Origin of the sequence: Janthinobacterium sp. LPB2021202312-11-4 (assembly GCF_037049705.1) — a bacterium.
Classification (GTDB): Bacteria; Pseudomonadota; Gammaproteobacteria; order Pseudomonadales; family Pseudomonadaceae; genus Aquipseudomonas.
The window spans coordinates 214,534-235,424 of the sequence record NZ_JBAGKV010000002.1 but is presented as its reverse complement, the minus strand read 5'-3'; the positions used below and the strand labels follow the sequence as shown (position 1 = coordinate 235,424).

At 59.5% G+C, this 20,891-nt stretch carries 13 protein-coding genes; 3 read left to right on the top strand and 10 right to left on the bottom strand.

What is annotated here, in order from left to right:
- Nucleotides 1-18: 18 nt before the first annotated feature.
- A complete protein-coding gene (locus V5E99_RS03095) occupies nucleotides 19-954 on the top strand; it encodes a sugar kinase (protein WP_499800848.1) in 936 nt (311 codons plus the stop codon).
- A 111-nt stretch (nucleotides 955-1,065) separates the two neighbouring features.
- Here V5E99_RS03095 and V5E99_RS03090 read toward each other — a convergent pair whose 3' ends face one another.
- On the bottom strand, nucleotides 1,066-1,341 hold the full coding sequence (locus tag V5E99_RS03090; RefSeq protein WP_007898282.1) for a peptidylprolyl isomerase: 276 nt from the start codon (nucleotides 1,339-1,341) through the stop codon (nucleotides 1,066-1,068).
- 54 nt (nucleotides 1,342-1,395) lie between these two features.
- Complete coding sequence (locus V5E99_RS03085) at nucleotides 1,396-3,933, bottom strand: PAS domain-containing hybrid sensor histidine kinase/response regulator (protein ID WP_499800846.1); 2,538 nt, start codon at nucleotides 3,931-3,933, stop codon at nucleotides 1,396-1,398.
- A 130-nt stretch (nucleotides 3,934-4,063) separates the two neighbouring features.
- Here V5E99_RS03085 and V5E99_RS03080 point away from each other — a divergent pair, with 130 nt between their 5' ends.
- Nucleotides 4,064-5,173, top strand: coding sequence for a PilT/PilU family type 4a pilus ATPase (locus V5E99_RS03080; RefSeq protein ID WP_499800844.1), 1,110 nt, complete (start codon nucleotides 4,064-4,066; stop codon nucleotides 5,171-5,173).
- A gap of 257 nt (nucleotides 5,174-5,430) precedes the next feature.
- Nucleotides 5,431-9,177: a hypothetical protein gene (locus V5E99_RS03075; RefSeq protein ID WP_499800843.1), complete on the top strand. Its 3,747-nt coding sequence runs from the start codon at nucleotides 5,431-5,433 to the stop codon at nucleotides 9,175-9,177.
- A gap of 14 nt (nucleotides 9,178-9,191) precedes the next feature.
- On the opposite strand, the gene V5E99_RS03070 is transcribed toward V5E99_RS03075, so the two are convergent.
- The 8 genes from V5E99_RS03070 to V5E99_RS03035 all read right to left on the bottom strand — a co-directional run bounded on the left by V5E99_RS03070 (nucleotide 9,192) and on the right by V5E99_RS03035 (nucleotide 20,723).
- Nucleotides 9,192-11,147, bottom strand: coding sequence for an acetoacetate--CoA ligase (locus V5E99_RS03070; protein WP_499800841.1), 1,956 nt, complete (start codon nucleotides 11,145-11,147; stop codon nucleotides 9,192-9,194).
- A 108-nt stretch (nucleotides 11,148-11,255) separates the two neighbouring features.
- Nucleotides 11,256-12,029, bottom strand: coding sequence for a 3-hydroxybutyrate dehydrogenase (locus V5E99_RS03065; protein WP_499800840.1), 774 nt, complete (start codon nucleotides 12,027-12,029; stop codon nucleotides 11,256-11,258).
- 7 nt (nucleotides 12,030-12,036) lie between these two features.
- Nucleotides 12,037-13,428 (bottom strand): GntP family permease, encoded by a 1,392-nt coding sequence (locus tag V5E99_RS03060; protein WP_499800838.1) that lies wholly within the window; start codon nucleotides 13,426-13,428, stop codon nucleotides 12,037-12,039.
- Nucleotides 13,429-13,701: 273 nt separating this feature from the next.
- On the bottom strand, nucleotides 13,702-15,120 hold the full coding sequence (locus V5E99_RS03055) for a sigma-54 interaction domain-containing protein (RefSeq protein WP_499800836.1): 1,419 nt from the start codon (nucleotides 15,118-15,120) through the stop codon (nucleotides 13,702-13,704).
- Between the two features lie 125 nt (nucleotides 15,121-15,245).
- On the bottom strand, nucleotides 15,246-16,820 hold the full coding sequence (locus V5E99_RS03050; RefSeq protein ID WP_499800834.1) for an ABC transporter ATP-binding protein: 1,575 nt from the start codon (nucleotides 16,818-16,820) through the stop codon (nucleotides 15,246-15,248).
- A 14-nt stretch (nucleotides 16,821-16,834) separates the two neighbouring features.
- Nucleotides 16,835-17,857 (bottom strand): ABC transporter permease, encoded by a 1,023-nt coding sequence (locus tag V5E99_RS03045; protein ID WP_499800833.1) that lies wholly within the window; start codon nucleotides 17,855-17,857, stop codon nucleotides 16,835-16,837.
- A complete protein-coding gene (locus V5E99_RS03040) occupies nucleotides 17,857-18,918 on the bottom strand; it encodes a microcin C ABC transporter permease YejB (protein WP_499800832.1) in 1,062 nt (353 codons plus the stop codon). The genes V5E99_RS03045 and V5E99_RS03040 overlap by 1 nt, the downstream gene beginning before the upstream one ends.
- Entirely contained in the window at nucleotides 18,918-20,723 is a 1,806-nt protein-coding gene (locus V5E99_RS03035; protein WP_499800831.1) for an extracellular solute-binding protein, read from the bottom strand. The genes V5E99_RS03040 and V5E99_RS03035 overlap by 1 nt, the downstream gene beginning before the upstream one ends.
- Nucleotides 20,724-20,891: the final 168 nt, after the last annotated feature.

Genomic DNA, 20,891 nt, shown 5'->3' with positions numbered 1-20,891 from the left:
CCCAGAGACCCCACAATAATGAACACCATCAACACCCTGGGCCCCCACACCCCGCGCATCGCCCTGATCGGCGAATGCATGATCGAGTTGCAGCAGCGTGCCGATGGCAGCCTGCAACAAAGTTTCGGCGGCGACACCCTGAACACGGCGGTCTACCTGTCCCGGGAACTGGGCGAGGGCGGCACGGTGGATTACGTCACCGCGTTGGGCGACGACAGTTTCAGCGATGCCATGTGCCAGAGCTGGGCGTCGGAGCACATCGGCCTGGGCATGGTCCAGCGTTTGCCCGGGCGCTTGCCGGGTTTGTATTGCATCCAGACCGACGCGGCGGGCGAGCGCCGTTTCCTCTATTGGCGTAACGAAGCCGCCGTGCGCAGTTGCTTCACCACCCCGGCCGCCGCGCCGATCCTGGCGGCGCTGCCGGATTACGACGTGCTGTATTTCAGCGGCATCACCCTGGCCGTGCTCGGCGAGCAAGGTCGGGAAAAGTTGCTCGAAACGTTGATCGAAGCCCGGCAGCGGGATGCGCGAATCGTCTTCGACAACAACTACCGGCCACGTCTGTGGGCCTCTGTGGAAGAGGCCCGGGCGGCGTATCGCAGCGTCTTGCCCTACGTTGACCTGGCGCTGCTGACCGTCGATGACGAGCAGGCGTTGTTTCATTTTTCCGGGTGCGACGCGGTGTTTGACGCCTACGCGCAAATCGGCACGCCGGAAGTGGTGCTCAAGCGCGGGGCCGAGGCGTGCTTGATTCGCTGTGACGCAGAATCGTTCGAAGTGCCGGCGCAGAAGGTCGAGCGGGTGGTGGACACCACGGCAGCGGGGGATTCGTTCAGTGCGGCGTACCTGGCCAGTCGGCTCAAGGGCGGGAGCCCGGTAGAGGCGGCAGAGGCGGGCCATCGATTGGCAAGCCAAGTCATCCAGGTCCCTGGAGCCCTGATCCCTAAAACCTGAAACACAATCCCCCCGTAGGAGCTGCCGAAGGCTGCGATCTTTTGATCTTGTTGTTGATTTTTTAAGATCAAGATCAAAAGATCGCAGCCTTTGGCAGCTCCTACGGGTTGTTCAATCCCGATAAAACACCTGCACCAGGTGATAGCCAAATTTGCTCTTGATCGGCCCATGCACCACCCGCAGGGGCTTCTTGAAGATCACTGCATCAATTACTCCAACCATTTGCCCCGGCCGTACTTCACCCAAATCGCCGCCGCGCTTGCCGGACGGGCAGGTGGAGTACTTTTTGGCCAGCACATCGAAGGCTTCGCCCTTGGCGATGCGTTGTTTGAGCTGCTCGGCTTCTTCCGAGGTTTTCACCAGAATATGGCGGGCTTGAGCTTTCATGGGGCAGGTACCTTGCAACGGTGGTGACAGCGGGGCGCGGGATTATGCCTTAACTCACTCGGGTTGGCCGATCATCGTGCGAATCTTGTTGGCCAGCAGGTCGATGGAAAACGGTTTGGCCACCATGTCCATGCCTTCCTCAAGAAAGCCTTGGCGTTCGGCGGCTTTCTCGGCGTAACCGGTCATGAACAGCACTTTGAGGTTCGGGCGGTGCTGCCGGGCGATTTCCGCCAGTTGCCGTCCATTCATCCCCGGCAGCCCGACATCGGTCACCAGCAAATCCACGCGTAGATCGGATTCGAGCAAGGGCAGGGCCGACCTCGCGTCTTCGGCTTCATGGGCGTGATAGCCCAGCTCATTGAGCAAATCGAGCACCAGCATGCGCACCGCCGGATCGTCCTCGACCAGCACTACGGTTTCGCCGGCAATTGCCGACGGCGCTTCGCCGTTGCCCTGGGGCAGCGTGTCTTGCGGCGCGCCGAGGTGCAGGCGCGGCAAGTACAGGCGCACGCAAGTGCCCTGATCCGGAACGCTGTCGAGGCTGACGTGACCGCCCGACTGCTGGGCAAAACCGTAGATCATCGACAAACCCAGCCCCGTGCCCTGGCCAATGGGTTTGGTGGTGAAAAACGGATCGAACGCCTTGGCCAGCACCGACGGCGTCATGCCGGCGCCGTTGTCGCTGACGGCAATCATCAGGTAGTCCCCGGCCTTGACCGATTCCAGGGTGGTGATGTCGCTGCCGTCGAGGTAGACGTTGGCGGTTTCGATCAGCAACCGGCCGCCATCGGGCATCGCGTCCCGGGCGTTGATCACCAGGTTGAGCAGGGCGTTTTCCAATTGGCTGACGTCGGTGCTGACCGGCCACACCTCGTCGGCCAATTGCAACTTGAGTTCGATGTGATCGCCCTTGGTCCGGCTGAGCAAGTCTTCCAGGGACTGGATCAGTTCATTGGCATTCAGCGGTTTGCGGTCCAGCGACTGACGCCTGGAGAACGCCAGCAAACGGTGGGTCAGGGCCGCTGCGCGGTTGGCCGAGGACACCGCCGCTTCGGTGAACCGGCCGATTTCGGTGGTGCGTCCATCGGCAATGTAGCGTTGCATCAGGTCGAGACTGCCGATGATCCCCGTCAACATGTTGTTGAAGTCGTGGGCGATGCCGCCGGTGAGCTGGCCGACCGCTTCCATCTTCTGCGCGTGGCGCAACGCATCTTCGGCGCGCTCGCGCTCGAACATCTCGTTTTGCAGGCGCTGATTGGCCTCGGCCAGTTGCTGGGTGCGGGCGATCACGCGCTCTTCAAGGGTTTCATTGAGGTTGCGCAGGGCTTCTTCGGTCTGTTTACGCTCGGTTTCATCGATCACGAAGATGTAGAAACCGTTGACCGAGCCGTCCGGACCGTGGCGCGGCAGGTAGTTCATCAGCGCATGCCGGGTGCTGCCGTCGCGGTGCGGGGTGTTGATGCTGAAACAGCAGGGCTTGCCCGCCAGCGCATCGGCGATGTATTCGGCACGCAGTGCATAGGCCTCGTCGCCGAGCACTTCATGGATGGTTTTGCCGAACAGCTCTTGGGGTGTCAGGCCATACCAGTCGAGGTAAGCGGCATTGTTCAGGCGAAAGCGTTCTTCACGGTCCACGTAGCTGATCAGGATCGGCATCGCGTTGATGATCAGTTGCAGCTCGGTCTGACTTTGTCGCAGCGCCTGTTCGGTGTGTTTGCGTTCGGTCAGGTCCAGGGCGGCGCCGAGGAAGCGCATTGGCCGGCCATGGTGATCCTTGTAGCAGCGCCCCCGGGCAAACACCCAGCGCAGCTCGCCGTCGGGTTGCAGCAAACGGTATTCCTCGGCGTACTCGGTGCCGTGGGTGATGCAATGCTTGATGCTGCGGGCCACCATGCCCCGGTCTTCGGGGTGTACGCCTTGCAGGTATTGGCTGATGGGCAACTGGCTGGCCATGGCCGGGTCGACGCCGTGCAGCTGCGCGAAATGGGCGTCGGCGATGAAACGGTCTTCGCCAATGTCCCAGTCCCAGGTGCCGACCGCGTCGGTGGCGGCCAGCGCCAGTTGCAGGCGTTGTTCGGTTTCGTGCTGGGCCTTGAGGCTGGCGGCCGAGCGCTGTTCGAGTTCGAGGGCGATGCGGCGGCGTTCGTTGGTTTCGATGGCCGTGACCAGAATCCCGGCGACCTCTGTGTTCTCATCGCGGATCGGGCTGTAGGTCAAATCCAGCCAGAAGTCAGAATCCCGCCCGTCTCGCTGTAAGGTAAAACGCTGTTCGGTGTAGGTCCGTACCTGGCCTTGTAGGACGGCGCTGTAGATCGGGTCGGTAAAGTCTTTTAATTCTGGCCAGATCTGGTGCGTGGGCTGTCCGAAAGCCTGCGGATGCTTGTTGCCCGCCAGCAGGGCAAAGCCGTCGTTGTAGATCTGCGTGAGCTGTGGGCCCCAGAGCAAGAGCATGGGCATGGGCGAATGAATCACGATGTCCACCGCCGTGCGCAGGCTCTGCGGCCAGGTGCTGGCGGCGCCCAAAGGGCTACGGCTCCAGTCCAGTCGAGCGATCAGGGCCTGGGCATCGCTGCCGGTCGGTGATGCGTTCATCAAGATGTCCTGCATGTCAGTCGGTGTGGCTGCGTCTACTATCCTTGCCAGGCGTAGACGCTGGATGGCCCGATACGTCACTGCTTGGGGCCATATCTGTTCATTGAATGCTTCGCGGGTGCTTTTTGCCATGGAAATTGATGTGTTGTTGCGGCAACTGGCGAGTCAGGATGGCTCCGATCTTTACCTCGCTACCGGTGCACCGCCGAGCGCCCGCTTCGACGGCGTGCTCAAACCGCTGTCCGATCAGCGGTTTAAACCGGGGGAAGTGGCGGCCATCGCCAACTCCATCATGGACGCCGAACAGCGGCTGGAGTTCGATCGAGACCTGGAAATGAACCTGGCCATCTCCCTGGCCGGAGTCGGACGCTTTCGGATCAACGTCTTCAAACAGCGCAACGACGTGTCGATCGTAGCGCGCAACATCAAGCTCGACATCCCGCGCTTCGAAGACCTCAACCTGCCGGCGGTGCTGCTCGACACCGTGATGCTCAAGCAAGGCCTGATGCTGTTCGTCGGCGCGACCGATTCGGGCAAGTCCACGTCCCTGGCGGCGCTGATCGATTACCGCAACCGCCATAGCAGCGGTCACATCATCACTATCGAAGACCCGGTGGAATACATCCACCGCCACAAAAAGTCGATCATCAACCAGCGAGAGGTTGGCGTCGATACCCGCAGTTTTCATGCCGCCCTGAAAAACACCCTGCGCCAGGCGCCGGATGTGGTGCTGATCGGCGAGATTCGCGACCGCGAGACCATGGAACACGCACTGGCGTTTGCCGATACCGGCCATCTGGTGATCTCCACCCTGCATGCCCACAACGCCAACCAGGCCCTGGACCGCATCCTCAATTTCTTCCCCCAAGAGCGCCGCGAGCAACTGCTGCATGACTTGGCCAACAACCTCAAGGCGTTCGTGTCTCAGCGGCTGGTGCGTTCCATTGATGGTCAGCGCCGGGCGGTGGTCGAGGTGATGCTGGGCACGCCGACTATCAGCGACCTGATCCGGCGCAATGAGTTTGATGAGCTCAAGGGGATCATGGAGAAGTCCGTGGAGTTGGGGATGCAGACGTTCGACGGGGCGCTGTACGCATTGGTGCTGGAAGGGGCAATCAGCGAGGAAGAGGCGTTGAAACATGCGGATTCGGTCAACAATCTGCGGCTGCGTTTGAAACTGCATGTTGAAACATTACCGGATCAATCACGCTCTTCGGGAGAATGGGGCTTGGTGGATTAATAAGTAATATGTTTTAAGTTTTGATCGGGGCGCTGCGCGTTGTCCTTTGCACAGTGCTTAAACGGTAGCGATGTTAGTTGTCTGGTTTTGTTGAAACGTTATCTAATAGAAGTTGGCTTGAGCGTCTTCCTGTTGTGAGTAAGTATCCCGCTCTCAACAATTGCACCATTAATAAGTTGGTAGGAAGATCCACAATCTTAACCAGAAACAAACCGAACTCCTCGCATGTCGCTGCTGCCGAAACACATAACTTGCGCATGAATGAAGATGCGCTTGAGAAACAAGAAGTGCTGGCTGACTTGCAGGTGCTCGTGGCGAAACATGGAGGTGTCGATACTCAGCAGTTGGATTTGGATAATAAACCACTTGTACTGCGCGCCGGTTCTTCGTTGCATCAGGCACATACACCCGCCAAAGTTCTGTTGGGGGAAATGCTTGAATTTAAATCGATGATTGTCGTGCATTCACGGTACAGAACTAAGGAGACGGATGAGTTTTGTGTCACCGCCAGTGGCGAAGTGATTGTTTTCGTGGAGCAGGAAAAACACGATATTTCGCAATGGCTGGACACTGATCCAAACGCCATCGAGCGAATTCAACTATTGACCGAGTTTGCGAAGGTGACGGGCGGGTTCGTCTGGGATACCGATGAAGTTGTGCTGTCTCAATGGCTGCGGTTCCACGATTTGTATGTGCCTGAGACGATTGCGCAGGTTAAAAATCTGATCGCATTCCTGTCGCTGCAACTGCCGGATGCGGAGCCTTTGGGCAGCTATTGGGCGCAACTCCTGGCTGACGATGAATCAGCAGCCGTTTTGACCGATGAGGAGATACAGCGTGTCCGGTCGCTCACAGCCAGGACGGTGCCCAAAAATGGACGGCTGCTTGAGAAGTTGCACGCGGACAGCAACACCGCGTTACCTGGCCAGGACGACCGGCAGAGCGCGGGCCGGGTGATCAAGGAACTGTTGAATCACCCCGCGTCCCAGGCCCTGGCGAGAAAGTACGTCAGCGAGTTGCAGTGGTATGGCGCGGGGCCGGATGAAAACGTGAGTGCCGACGAGCTTGCCCAGGTACTCGTAACGGCCATCCTTGTTGATCTTGATACGCGCGCCGGCCGTGACACTCGGCGAAATCACATCTGCGGCTACGACCTCTATCAGCCTGGGAATGTCGATTTACCGCATTTCCTGATTATTGATGATTTTGAGCGTTATCTACTGAGCAACCAGCTCGTCTCCATGAATCTCGCGCCGCTGGCGATGCATCTATTGTTGGCGAAGGCTGCACCGGAGTTTCTCGTCAGGGATATTCCCAATCAACTGCTGGTGGGCTCGGCGGGTTGGGTCAGCTTTTGCCATGCGGTGGCTACGCTCGAACTGAAGGCGTCGGGTACCTCGCGATTGATGACTTATGACCAGGTCATGGCATTCGCCGGGATCGAACCTGTTGGTCCGTCGCTGGAAAAACTTCAGGGGTTGGCGGCGATTCCGTCCATCACCGATTGGGGCCTGATCAATAAACTGATTACCCATGAGCAGCTAAACGAATCCGAAAAAGACGCGTCGGTCATGGCGGTCAACGCATACGAAGCCTATGCGACGTCGATTGCGCAGGCGGCCGAGACATTCTCGATGGCCATGCCTTCCCGAAAGCAAATCGCACTGAAGGCATTGAAAGCCGTCGCGCCCAGCGCCGACCTTGAGCAACGCTCGCTGTTTACCCGAAGGGACCGGCTCTATCAGGAAGCCGCCAACACGCTGAACAGCTCCCCGTATCCTGATGAAAAACCCAACTCGATTTTCCGCCCGGCAGGGCAACCCCTCTCGATGCTCGATGCGCACATCGCCGGGTATCTGGTGGGGGGCAATTGGGACAAGCTTGAGGGTGAGAGTATTTTTAGAACCTGGCCGGGGATATCCGGACTGGGCCAGGTCGATGATCAATTTGAGCGAACACTCAGGGATCATTACGCAAACATGAACAAGGCGCATGTCACGACCTTGAAGCTGGCGATGTCGGCCATGATGGATGCCGACCGGATTATTTTTCAAAACAGCAAGATCGGTTTTTTTACCCTGCGGCCTTCGGTGGCCAAAAACCACATTCCGGCAGTCACTTCCGGTTTGATCGGCAGTAGCACTCCGGGTCGTAATTACTTGGCAGAAACCCAAGCGGAGAAAGATGCGGCTACGGGGCGTTACGGTGTCGTGATGTGCGCTTTTCACGGTAAGGATCAGATCACTTGTTATGAGGTTTTTATACTGCAGGGCAAGTGTAAAAAGAATCAGGAACTTGGCGTGTTGATTGGCAGAACCCAAAAAATGCACACGGCATCCAGGGTGGACTTTTCCGGGGATATGTCGGCGAAGACATTGGCGATCCCTGTGACCACGAATATTTCTGTTGATATGGGCAGCTACACTCATGGCACTCATCGCACTATGAAGGTCTACAGTACGGCAGTCATAGAAAAACTTGGCGAAGTTGCGGGTTCGGTGGTAAGGGTTCCGCGCGGGCACAGCATCTACAGCAACTACGCAAGCGCACAATTTGACAAGATCGCGACGTTTATCGTGAAGAATCGGCCGCTGGTGACTTACGAAGAACTCAAGGAAATCGCCACGGAGTTAACGTGGATGGAGGAGGCGATCCTCACTAGAAAGACGCAAACGGATTATTTGCTGAATCTGATCGTGCCGTTCAAAAGCTGCGTCGAAGACCTGACTTCCGGTGATAAGAACCGCGTCGCCGATGGCGCATTTGGCTGCATTATGGACACCCTTGCGCTGTTCGGCGCAGCGGTGGGCGTCGCCAGTAAAGTCATGAGTGTCGCCGCCCGAAGCGTTTCGTTGACATCCAAAATGGCCAGCCTGGCAAAGTTTGCCATCAAGATCAGCGTATCAACGTTCAATCCGCTGGATGGGGTGGGAACGCTTGGGCGTGGTGCCGTGAAGTTGCTTCACAAGGGCGGCTTGAAGTTAGGTAACGGCGTACTTCAAACCGTTGAAACCGCTACTTTTCAGTTACGCAGGATTGCCGGTAACGCGCACTCATACAATTTGATCAAGGCTGCCGATTACCCACACATCGGCCAAGGTGTGTGGCGTCCGCTGGAGCACGGCGGCGATGCGGTGAACGTATGTGCGATTGCCCGGAAGGAGCGTTGGTACGCAATGAATCGCTTGGGCAGGCCTTGGGGCCCGACACTGAAACACTTTGGCTTCACGCAGTCCCTTAGCTTGCCCAGGTTTCACAAACCGTTACCGAGCGACTATACCCATCTGATTCTGCGCAAAAGCCTGCCGATTGCCCGGCGCAACGTCGCTAATGCGCTGACGGCATTGGGCAGCCCTGCGCGCACACTGGATTGCAATCTGGTGATGGGATTGCTGTTTGGCAGTACCCCCCGGGGGCGAGACCAGGCACTGATTTTCCTGAAACTGGTGAAAACGGATTTTGATGGCTTGTCCGGCAGGAACTTCGTGCTGGCCGGGATAAAAGACGACGTCACCACCGTTTCCCTCATGCCGGATGAATACCGCGCCTGGAAAAATGCCGGCCCGGCCGCCGGAGCCGATCAGCCGGTGATCACGGTGTACTGCGACAACCTGAATGATCATTTTTATCGGGAAGCACTCAACTACGAGGTTATCGCCATCGACCTGGTGCATGAACTGTTCAGGGGCGCGCCCGGCGCGACAGGTCTGAGCCATACACTGGCGGCGCAGACCAGGAATCCGGATCACTATCAGTTGAATGTCACACCGTTGCTGAACCTGGCCCTGGGCGAGCTTGCGATTTCCCCGGATGACGCGTCCGCAGAGAAATATGCCGCTGCCAAGTCACTGGAGAACGCCGACTCCTTCAGTCTTGCAGTCGTGCTGTTGAACCAACTGATGACCGACAGGGCCAAGTTCCTGCAGAACACCCAGATGATGTCCGCCGCAGTAAACGGACGTCGCGGCGGGCCGATCGTGGGAGAAGTGCTGATCAGCCTCTGATCCTTTGATGGGCGCTAGCTCGCCAGCTCCGGCCGATTCCGAAACTGCTCCAGCGCTTCGGGATTGGCCAGGGCATCGGTGTTTTTCACCGGTTGACCGTGCACCACATGCCTCACCGCCAACTCCACCACCTTGCCGCTGATGGTGCGCGGAATGTCGGTGACGGCAACGATCTTCGCCGGTACATGCCGAGGCGTCGTGTTGGCGCGGATGACCTGGCGAATCTGCTGTTGCAGGGGTTCATCGAGGGGCACGCCATCCTTCAGACGAACGAACAGCACCACCCGCACGTCATCCTGCCATTGCTGACCGATGGCCACGCTGTCCAGCACTTGTGGCACTTTCTCCACCTGGCGGTAGATTTCCGCCGTCCCGATTCGCACGCCGCCGGGGTTGAGCACGGCGTCGGAGCGTCCATGAATCATCATCCCGCCGTGGGGCAGTTGTTCGGCGTAGTCGCCCTGGGCCCAGACCCCGGGAAACTGGCTGAAATACGAGGCATGGAGTTTTTCGCCCGCCGGGTCATTCCACAAGCCAATGGGCATGGCGGGGAAGTGCCGGGTGCAGACCAGTTCGCCTTTTTCGCCGACCACTGGCTGACCGTCGTCATTCCACACCTCGACCGCCATGCCCAGGCTTTTGCCCATGATTTCGCTACGGCGTACCGGCGACAGGGGGTTGCCATTGACGAAGCACGAAACGATGTCAGTGCCACCCGACATCGAGGCCAGGCAGACCTGCGGCTTGAAATCGCGATAGACGAAATCGTAACTCTGCGGCGACAGCGCCGAGCCGGTGCACAACAGGGTTTTCAGGCTGCTCAGGTCATGGCTTTGGCGAGGTTTGAGGCCAGTGTTTTCCAGCGTTGCGAGGAATTTGGGGCTGGTGCCGAAGACGTTGATTCGCTCGTCGTCGATCAGGTCGATCAAGCGCTCCGGGTCTGGGTGGAAGGGTGAACCGTCATACAACACCACGGCGCTGCCGACCGCCAGGGCCGAGACCAGCCAGTTCCACATCATCCAGCCGCAGGTGGTGTAGTAGAACAAACGGTCGCCGGCGCCGAGATCGCAATGCAGGCCGTGTTCCTTGACGTGCTGCAGCAACACGCCGCCAGTGCCGTGGATGATGCATTTCGGGACGCCGGTGGTGCCGCTGGAATAGAGGATGTACAGCGGATGGCCGAACGGTACGGAAACGAAATCCGGTTCGCCGCCGATGTCGTAGAAGTCATCCCACAGCGTTACGTTGGTGCGGGTGTGGAAGTCAGCGATATGCGCCTGCGGCCGGGCGTAAGGCACGATGATCAATTGCTGCAAGGACGGCAGCCGTTCGAGGATTTCGTTGACCTTGAGGGTTTGATCGATCTCTTTGCCGGCATAGCGATAACCGGCACAAGTGATCAGCACTTTTGGCTCGATCTGGCCGAAACGATCGATCACCCCTTGGGTGCCGAAATCCGGAGAAGAGCAGGACCAGATCGCCCCGAGGCTGGTAGTGGCGAGCATGGCGACCAGGGTTTGCCAGGTATTCGGCATACACGCCGCCACCCGGTCGCCGAGGCTGACGCCGGCGGCTTTCAAGCTGTTCTGGAAACCGGCGACGTGGCTGGCCAGCTCGGCCCAGGTCAGTTGTTCCCGTTGGCCGTTTTCGGCCACCGCGACCACCGCCACAGCGTCGTCGCGACGGCGCAGCAAGTGCTCGGCGAAATTCAGGGTTGCACCGGGGAACCACTCGGCGCTGGGCATCTGTGGGCCTTCACGCAGTACTGCGTCGGGTTGATCGTGGAAACGGATGTCGAAGAAGTCGACGATCGCCTGCCAGAACGCTTCCCGTTGCTCGATGGACCAGCGGTGCAGGGCCGGGTAGTCGTCGATCTTCAGGTGATGCCGCTGATTGATGAAGCGCCGAAAGGCCTCCATGCGGGTCTTACCGATGCGCTCGGCGCTGGGTTGCCAGAGGATGTCGGACATGGCTTGCCTCTTTTTTCTTATATGCACACACACGCTATTCATAGAGTGAGCGTCTGTGGCGAGCCTCCTCGCCACAGAAACCTTCACCCACCAGGGGTTAGCCGCTCATCACTGCGCCAGCCACCCACCGTCAATATTCCACGCCGCGCCCCGTACCTGGCTGCCGGCCTCGCTGCACAAAAACAGCACCAGTTCGCCCAGTTGCGGTGGGGTCACGAATTCCAGCGACGGTTGTTTCTCGGCCAGCAAATCATGTTGCGCCTGTTGCGGATCGATCCCGGTGGCCGCCCGATCGTCGATCTGCTTCTGCACCAGCGGTGTCAGCACCCAGCCTGGGCAGATCGCGTTGCAGGTGACCCGGGTGGTTGCGGTTTCGAGGCCGACCACTTTGGTCAACCCGATCACCCCATGCTTGGCTGCCACGTAAGCCGCTTTGCCCACCGAGCCCACCTGCCCGTGGACCGAAGCGATGTTGATGATCCGCCCCCAATTCTTGGCGCGCATCCGGGGCAGGCACAGGCGGGTGCTGTGAAACACCGACGACAGGTTGATCGCGATAATCGAATCCCAGCGTTCGACCGGAAAGTCTTCCACGGCGGCCACGTGCTGGATGCCGGCGTTGTTGATCAGAATGTCGATGCCGCCGAACTCACGCTCGGCGTAAGCGATCATCTCGGCGATTTGCTCCGGGTTGCTGACGTCGGCGGGGTGATGGCCGACCTTGCCGCCAAACTGTTGGACTTCGGCAATCACTGTCGACGCATCGCCGAAACCATTGAGGACTACGTTGGCCCCGGCCTTGGCCAGGCTGAGGGCGATGCCCAAGCCGATGCCGCTGGTGGAGCCGGTGACCAGTGCGGTCTTGCCCGTAAGATTCGTCATGAATACCTCACACAATGCCAGTGGCGTAGAAAGTACCGATCACCACAAAAACCGCCAGGGTCTTGATCAGCGTAATACAGAAAATGTCTTTGTAGGCTTCGCGGTGTGTCAGGCCGGTGACCGCGAGCAAGGTAATCACCGCGCCGTTGTGCGGCAGGGTGTCCATGCCGCCGCTGGCCATGGCGGCCACCCGGTGCAGCACTTCCAGTGGAATGTTGGCGGCGTGGGCGGCGGCGATAAAGTCATTGGCCATGGCCGCCAGCGCAATGCTCATGCCGCCGGACGCAGAACCGGTGATGCCGGCCAGCAAGGTCACGGTAATCGCTTCGTTGACCAACGGGTTGGGAATGCTTTTCAGCCAGTCGGCCAACACCAGGAAGCCGGGCAGCGAGGCGATCACCGCGCCAAACCCGTATTCCGACGCGGTGTTCATCGCCGCCAGCAATGCACCACTGACCGCACTTTTACTGCCTTCGGCCAATTTGCTTTTGATCGCTCGGTAGCCGAATGCCAGGACCATGAGAATGCCGATCAGCAGCGCTGCTTGAACCGCCCAGATCGCCGTGAGTTTGGCGATTTCAGTGGTCACCGGCGTGGTCATGCCTGGCAGGGCGAGGCTGTGGGTCTTGCCGTACCAGAGCGGAATCCAGTGGGTGAACAGCAGGTTCATGATGCCGACCATCAACAGCGGCGACAGCGCGATCCACGGATTTGGCAACTTGATGTCTTCAGCGGTTTCCGGCTCGTTGCGCAGTTCGGTGCCATAGCCTTCGCCGGCGCGCTGGGCCTTGTTGCGTTGGCGCTGGAGGAACAGCATGCCGGCACAGAAGACGAAAATCGTCCCGATCAGACCCAGCCACGGCGCCGCCCACGCGGTGGTGTTGAAGAAGGTGCTGGGGATGATGTTCTGGATTTGCGGGGTGCCGGGCAGGGCGTCCATGGTGAAGGAAAACGCACCGAGGGCGATGGTTGCCGGGATCAGCCGCTTGGGGATGTTGCTCTGGCGGAACATCTCCGCCGCAAACGGATAGACCGCGAACACCACCACAAACAGCGACACGCCTCCGTAGGTGAGCAGGGCGCAAACCAGAACGATCACCAGCATCGCCTGACGGGTGCCGAGCAAACGAATGGCCGCTGCCACGATGGAACGGGAGAAACCCGACAGCTCAATCAGTTTGCCGAACACCGCACCGAGCAGGAAGACCGGGAAATACAGTTTGATGAAGCCAACCATTTTCTCCATGAACACCCCGGTGAAGGCAGGCGCGACGGCAGAAGGGTCGGTGAGCAGGACGGCGCCGAGGGCGGCAATCGGGGCGAAGAGGATAACGCTGTAGCCACGGTAAGCAGCCATCATCAGCAGCGCGAGGGCTGCCAAGGCAATGATCACACTCATGGGTGTGTCTCCTGGAATTGTTATTTTTGTAGGGTGGATCTTTTGTGGGAGAGGGCTTTAGCGGGAATCGTGCCATATATCTAAGTTGTTGAAATATATAGATATATTTAAATTTTATTTAACTTCAGTCTCAAATTGGAGACGGTTTTGTTGTTTTAAAAGATCGCAGCCTTCGGCAGCTCCTACGTGAGAGATGCTAAACCCCTCGTAGGAGCTGCCGAAGGCTGCGATCTTTTGATTTTGACGTTGATTCTCTTTTATGAGACCTATATCTCATTGTTGAGACTCAGCAATCCCCAACGCCACCATCTTCTTGTACAACGTCGACCGCCCAAGCCCCAACCGCGCCGCCGCTTCAATCACCTTCCCCCCGCATTGCACAAGGGTGGTCTCAATCAACTGCCGATCAAACCGCTCCCGAGCCGCGCTGAATGTCTCATGGTCAACCGACTCAATAGCCGGGCTGACCGCACGCTCCACAGGCGTGAACGTACCAATCGCTGCGCGGATATCCGCCGCATTCAACATCAAGTCATCACTGAGCAACGCCGCCCGTTCCAGCACGTTGCGCAGTTCCCGAATGTTCCCCGGCCAGGCATGTTGGCCCAGCAACTCCAACGCTTCACGGTTCAGTTCATGCTGGCTGCGCAGCTCTTCAAGGATCGCTTCGCTCAGGGCCGGGATATCGTCGAGTCGGTCGCGCAGCGGCGGCACCTGGATCGGCAGGACGTTGAGGCGGTAATACAAATCGGCGCGAAACTCGCCGCGCTTGATCGCCGCTTCCAGGTCCGTGGAGGTAGCGGCAATCACCCGCACATCGCTCTGGATCACCTCGTTGGAGCCCACCGGTTCGAATTCTTTTTCCTGCAATACCCGCAGCAACTTGCTTTGCAGGGGCAGGGGCATGTCGCCGATTTCATCGAGAAACAATGTGCCGCCCTGGGCGATCTGCAGTTTGCCAACCCGGCCCTTGCGGTCAGCGCCGGTAAACGCGCCGGGGGCCGTGCCGAAGAACTCTGCTTCCAGCAATGCCTCAGGAATCGCCGCACTGTTGATGCTGACAAAGGCCTTGTGCGCCCGTGGTGAAGCACCGTGGATCGCCTGGGCCAGCAGCTCTTTGCCGGTGCCGGTCTCGCCGAGCAACAACACTGGCGATTTGGCGCTGGCGCTGCGTCGGGCCCGGCGTTTGACTTCCAGGCTGGCGGCGCTGGTGCCAATGAAGTGGGCGAAGTTGTATTTGGTTTGCCGTGCCCGCAGCAGCGAGCGGGTGGAGGCCAGTTCTTCCTGCATGCTCAGGTAGCGTTTGAGCATCGGCGACAGGCTGCGCAATTCGTCGAACAACGCAAAACCGATGGCGCCGATCACCGCGCCGGCATCGTCATGGATCGGCAGGCGCATCACCACCAACGGTTCTTTGGGCGTGTCCTGCATGTCCAGCAGGATCGGCCGACCGGTGCGTACCACTTCGCGCAGCAGGCTGCCGGGGATCACGCTTTCGCAGGCCTTGCCGATCGCCACTTCGGCCGATTCCAGGCCGAAACGGCGGGCATAGCGTTCGTTCATCCAGACGATGTTGGCGTCACGATCGACAATCACCGTGCCTTCGCTCGATTGCTCGATGATCTCGAACAACGAACGGATCGCCAGCAGGCGAACGCGCTGGTAGTCCTTGAGGCCTTCGGTGGTGTTCATGTCGGTCTTATCCAGAAAGTGTGTTGTCAGTGCAGGTGTCTTCGCGGGCAAGCCTTGCTCCTACAGGCCGAAGTGATCCGTAGGCGCGAGGCTTGCCCGCGAACGCCGCACCACGGTTTCGAGGTTTACCCCGGATGTGCCGCCGCCAACAGTTCCTTGGTGTACGGGTGCTGCGGCGAATCGAACACATCATGGCTGGCGCCGCTTTCCACCACTTTGCCGTCCTTGATCACGATCATGTCGTGGGCCAGGGCGCGCACCACCGCCAAATCATGGCTGATAAACAGATAGGTCAGGCCATGCTTTTCCTGAAGATCGCGGAGCAGGGCGACCACTTGCTTCTGTACGGTCCGGTCCAGGGCCGAGGTCGGTTCGTCCAGCAGGATCAGCGCCGGTTTGAGCACCAGCGCCCGGGCGATGGCAATGCGCTGGCGCTGCCCACCGGAGAATTCATGGGGGTAGCGATGGCGGCTCAGGGGATCAAGACCGACTTCCTCCAGCGCCCGGATCACCTGGGCCTCACATTCCTGAGGCGTCGACTGGCTGTGGACCTCCAGGCCTTCGCTAATGATCTGCGACACCGACATACGCGGGCTCAGGCTGCCGAAGGGGTCCTGGAACACCACCTGCATCTTCTTGCGCCAGGGCCGCAGTTGCTTCTGCGTCAGGCCATCCAGCGCCTGCCCCTGAAAACGAATACTGCCTTCGGAGTCGAGTAAACGCAGGATCGCCTGGCCGAGGGTGGACTTGCCCGAGCCGGACTCACCGACGATGCCCAGGGTCTTGCCACGCTGGACATTCAGGCTGATGCCATCCACCGCGTGCAGATAGGTCTTGCGCTGAAACAAACCGCCGCCGAGGGCAAACTGTACGCGCAGGTTCTCGACCTCCAGCACCTTCTCGCGCTCGTCCCGGGGCAAGGCTTCGCCCTCCGGTTCGGCGTTCAGCAATACGCAGCTGTAAGGGTGTTTCGGTTCGGTGAACAGTGTTTCGCAGGAGGCCTGTTCGACGATTTCCCCGGCCTTCATTACGCACACCCGTTGGGCGATGCTGCGCACCAGATTGAGGTCATGGCTGATCAGCAGCAGCGACATGCCGAGCCGCTGTTGCAGGGACTTGAGCAGCAACAGGATCTTGCGCTGCACCGTCACATCCAGCGCTGTGGTCGGCTCATCGGCGATCAGCAACTCCGGCTCGCAGGCCAGGGCCATGGCAATCATCACCCGTTGCCGCTGGCCGCCGGACAGTTGGTGAGGATAGGCCTTGAGCCGTTCCTTGGGTTTCTGGATGCCGACCAGTTCCAGCAGTTCGAGAATTCGTGCTTGCGCCGCTTTGCCGGCCAGGCCTTTGTGCAGCAGCAGGGTTTCACCGATCTGCTTTTCGATGCTGTGCAGCGGGTTCAGCGAGGTCATCGGCTCCTGGAAGATCATGGCGATGCGGTCGCCGCGCAACTGGCGCAAGACCTTGGCATCGGCACCGACCAGTTCCTGGCCGCGATAGCGAATGCTGCCGGTGGTTTCGGTGCCGCTTTCGGGCAGCAGTTGCAGGATCGAATGGGCCGTCACCGATTTGCCTGAACCCGACTCGCCCACCAGCGCCAGGCACTCGCCGGGGCGGATGTCCAGGCACAGGTTGCGCACCACTGTCTGGCCGCTGAAGGCCACGTTGAGGTCACGGATTTCGATCAGGTTGTCACTCATATCTACGGTCCGTTTCATGATCGAGGGTCGAAGGCATCACGCAACGCCTCGCCGATGAACACCAGTAAAGAAAGAATCAGCGCCAGGGTGAAAAACGCCGTCAGGCCCAACCAGGGCGCTTGCAGGTTTTGTTTGCCCTGGCCGATCAATTCGCCCAATGAAGCGCTGCCGGCCGGCATGCCGAAGCCGAGGAAGTCGAGGGCGGTCAGGGTCGAAATGGCGCCGGTGAGGATGAACGGCAAGTAGCTCAAGGTCGCGTTCATGGCATTGGGCAGGATGTGCCGGACGATCACTTTACGGTCGCTCAGGCCCAGTGCCCGGGCGGCTTTGACGTATTCCAGGTTGCGTCCGCGCAGAAACTCGGCGCGCACCACGTCTACGAGGGCCAGCCAGGAAAACAGCGCCATGATCCCCAGCAGCCACCAGAAGTTCGGCTCGACGAATCCCGACAAAATGATCAGCAAGTACAGCACTGGCAGTCCGGACCAGACCTCCAGCAAGCGCTGACCCAGCAAATCGACCCAGCCGCCGTAGTAGCCTTGCAGGGCGCCAGCGGCGATGCCGATCAGCGCACTGACAAACGTCAGCATCAAGGCAAACAGAATCGACACCCGCGCACCGAAAATCACCCGGGCCAGCACATCCCGCGCCTGATCGTCGGTGCCCAGCCAGTTGACCTTCGTCGGCGGGCTCGGCGCCGGTTTATTCAGGTCGTAGTTGGGCGTGTCGTCACTGAACGGGATCGGCGGGAACAGCAACCAGCCGCCGTCCTTCTGGATCAGCTTCTGCACGTAGTCGCTGCGGTAATCGGCCTGGAACGGCAGTTGCCCGCCGAATTCCTGCTCGGTGTAGCGCTTGAACGCCGGGAAGTACAGCGAGCCTTGATAGCTGACGATCAGCGGCTTGTCGTTGGCGATCAGCTCACCCCCCAGGGTCAGCAGGAACAGGCCGATAAACAGCCACAGCGACCACCAGCCACGACGGTTTTTCTTGAATCGCTCGAAACGGCGACGGCCCAGCGGCGAAAGCTTGAACATCAGGCGTTCCTCGCTGCGAAGTCGATACGCGGGTCAACCAGGGTGTAGCAGAGGTCGCCGACCAGTTTTATCAAGAGCCCGAACAGGGTGAAGATGAACAGCGAGCCGAACACCACCGGATAGTCCCGTGATACGGCGGCTTCATAGCTCATGCGACCCAGGCCATCGAGGGAGAAAATTACCTCGATCAGCAACGACCCGGCGAAAAACACGCTGATAAACGCCTGGGGTATCCCCGAGACCACCAGCAGCATGGCGTTGCGGAACACATGGCCGTAGAGCACCCGTCGCTCGCTCATGCCTTTGGCGCGGGCAGTGACTACGTATTGGCGGGTGATTTCATTGAGGAAGGAGTTTTTGGTCAGGATGGTCAGGGTCGCGAAGCCACCGATCACCAATGCGGTGACCGGCAGCACCAAATGCCAGAAGTAGTCGGCGATTTTGCCCACGGTAGACAACGATTCAAAGTTGTCCGATACCAGCCCGCGCACCGGGAACCAGTTCAGCGACGTGCCGCCGGCAAATACCACGATCAGGAACATGGCGAACAGGAAGGCCGGCATCGCGTAGCCGATGATGATCGCGGTGCTGCTCCAGATGTCGAAATGGCTGCCGTGATGCACGGCTTTGCGGATGCCCAGCGGGATCGAGACCAGGTAGGTGATCAGCGTGGCCCAGAGCCCGAGGGAAATGGTCACCGGCATTTTTTCCAGGATCAGGTCGGTGACCGTGGCGCCACGGAAGAAACTCTTGCCGAAGTCCAGGCGCGCGTAACTGGTGAGCATCAGCCACAGGCGTTCCGGGGCCGGTTTGTCGAAGCCGTATTGTTTTTCGATTTCCTTGATCAGTTGCGGGTCGAGGCCACGACTGGCCCGTGAACTGCCGTGCAAGGTTTCGCTTGAGCCGCCGCCGACGCTCGCGCCACCGATGCCTTGCAGGTGCGCGATCGCCTGTTCCACCGGCCCGCCGGGCGCAGCCTGGACGATGACGAAATTGACCAGAAGAATGATCACCAGCGTCGGAATGATCAGCAGCAAACGCCGCAGTATGTACGCCCACATCAGCGCGGTCCTCCCGGTTTGCCGCGCTTGATCAGTTCGGCGGTCATCTGTTGGTTGGTCAGCGGGGTGGAGCTGACTTCCCACCAGCTCTCGATGGCTTCGTCATTGCTCGCCTGCACGCTGGGAATGCCGAAGCGGTTCCACCACACGGTCGAGCTGCCGGGTGGGTAATAGTTGGGAATCCAGTAGTAGTTCCATTGCAGCACCCGGTCCAGCGCATGGGCGTAATGCAGCATGTCGGCCTGGGTGGAGGCGCGGATCAGGCCGCTGATCAGCGTGTCGACTGCCGGGTTCTTCAACACCATGTAGTTATTGGCGCCGGGGTCGTTGGCTGCTGCCGAACCGAAATAGTTCAGCAGTTCGCCACCGGGGGAGGTGGTTACCGGGTAGCCGGTGATGACCATGTCATAGTCCCGAGACATCAAGCGATTGACGTATTGGGATGAGTCAATGCGGCGAATGTTGAGGTCGATACCGATCTGTTTCAACGTGCGTTTATAAGGCAGCAGCAGTCGATCGATGCCGTTCTGGCTGGTGAGGAAGGTAAAGCTCAATGGCTCGCCCTGGGCATTCACCAGTTGATCGCCGTCGGGTTTCCAGCCGGCCTGTTCGAGCAGATCCAGGGCTTGCAATTGCTTGTCGCGGATCACGCCGCTTCCATCGGTTTTCGGTGCCTCGAAGACCTGGGTGAAAACCTCATCGGGAATCTGCCCGCGTAACGGTTCGAGAATCGCGAGCTCCGCCGCATCCGGAAGCTTGCGCGCCGCGAGGTCGGTGTTGGAAAAGTAGCTCTGCTGGCGGATGTACAGGTCACGCATCATCTGCCGGTTGCTCCATTCGAAATCCCACAGCATGGCCAGGGCCTGTCGTACTCGACGGTCCTGAAACATCGGGTTTTGCAGGTTGAACACAAAGCCCTGAGCCGCTTGCGGTGCTTCGGTGGCCAGATGGGCCTTTTGCAGGCGACCGTCATTCAGGGCCGGGCTTTCATAGCCTATGGAATAACCGGTGGCCGAGAACTCACGGTTGTAATCGTAGGCGCCACCGCGCAGGACCTGGCGGGCCACGTCGGTGTCGCCGAAGTACTCAATGCTGAAGTGATCAAAGTTGTAAAGGCCACGGCTGACCGGCAGGTCCTTGCCCCACCAGTCGGCATTGCGCTCGAACGTGATGCTGCGTCCTGAATCGACTTTGCTGACTTTGTACGGGCCGCTGCCCAAGGGGGGCTCGTAACCGCCGCCGCTGGCGAAGTCGCGGGTCTTCCACCAGTGTTCGGGGAATACCGGCAATGTCGCGACATCCAGGGGCAGGGTGCGGTTCTCGTTGCTCTTGAAGTCAAAGCGGACGGTCAGTGGCGACTCGACTTCGACGCCTTTGACGTCGGCGAACTGGGTGCGATAGCGCAGGCTGCCCTGGGTCATCAGCAGGTCAAAACTGTAGCGCACATCCTCGGCGGTGATCGGTGTGCCATCGGCGAAACGCGCTTTGGGGTTGAGGTAGAAGCGCAGGGACAACCCATCTTCCGCACGCTCCATCTTCTGCGCTACCAGCCCGTACACGGTATAGGGTTCGTCGAGTGAGCGTTGGGCCAGGGGGGAGTAGAGCAGGCCGTCAATCTGGGTAACGCCGATGCCTTTGTCGATATAGGGCAGGACATGGTCGAAATGCCCGATTTCAATTGCCGAGCGGCGCATCGTGCCGCCCTTGGGCGCTTGCGGGTTGGTGTAGGCGAAATGACTGAAGCCGGCAGGATATTTCGCCGGCTCGCCATACACGGTCAGCGCGTGTTGCGGTGCTGCATTCACACCAGCGGCACTCAGTAGCAGGACCACGGCAGTGAATATCAAAGAGGGGAAAGCCAGTCGCATTGTCAGCCTTAGAGCCGGGTGATCGAAAGCACAATTTGTACGCTAGCGGCGCGTTACTCACCAGCCGAATCACGTAACCAAATACACAACGGCCCACCAAAAGGC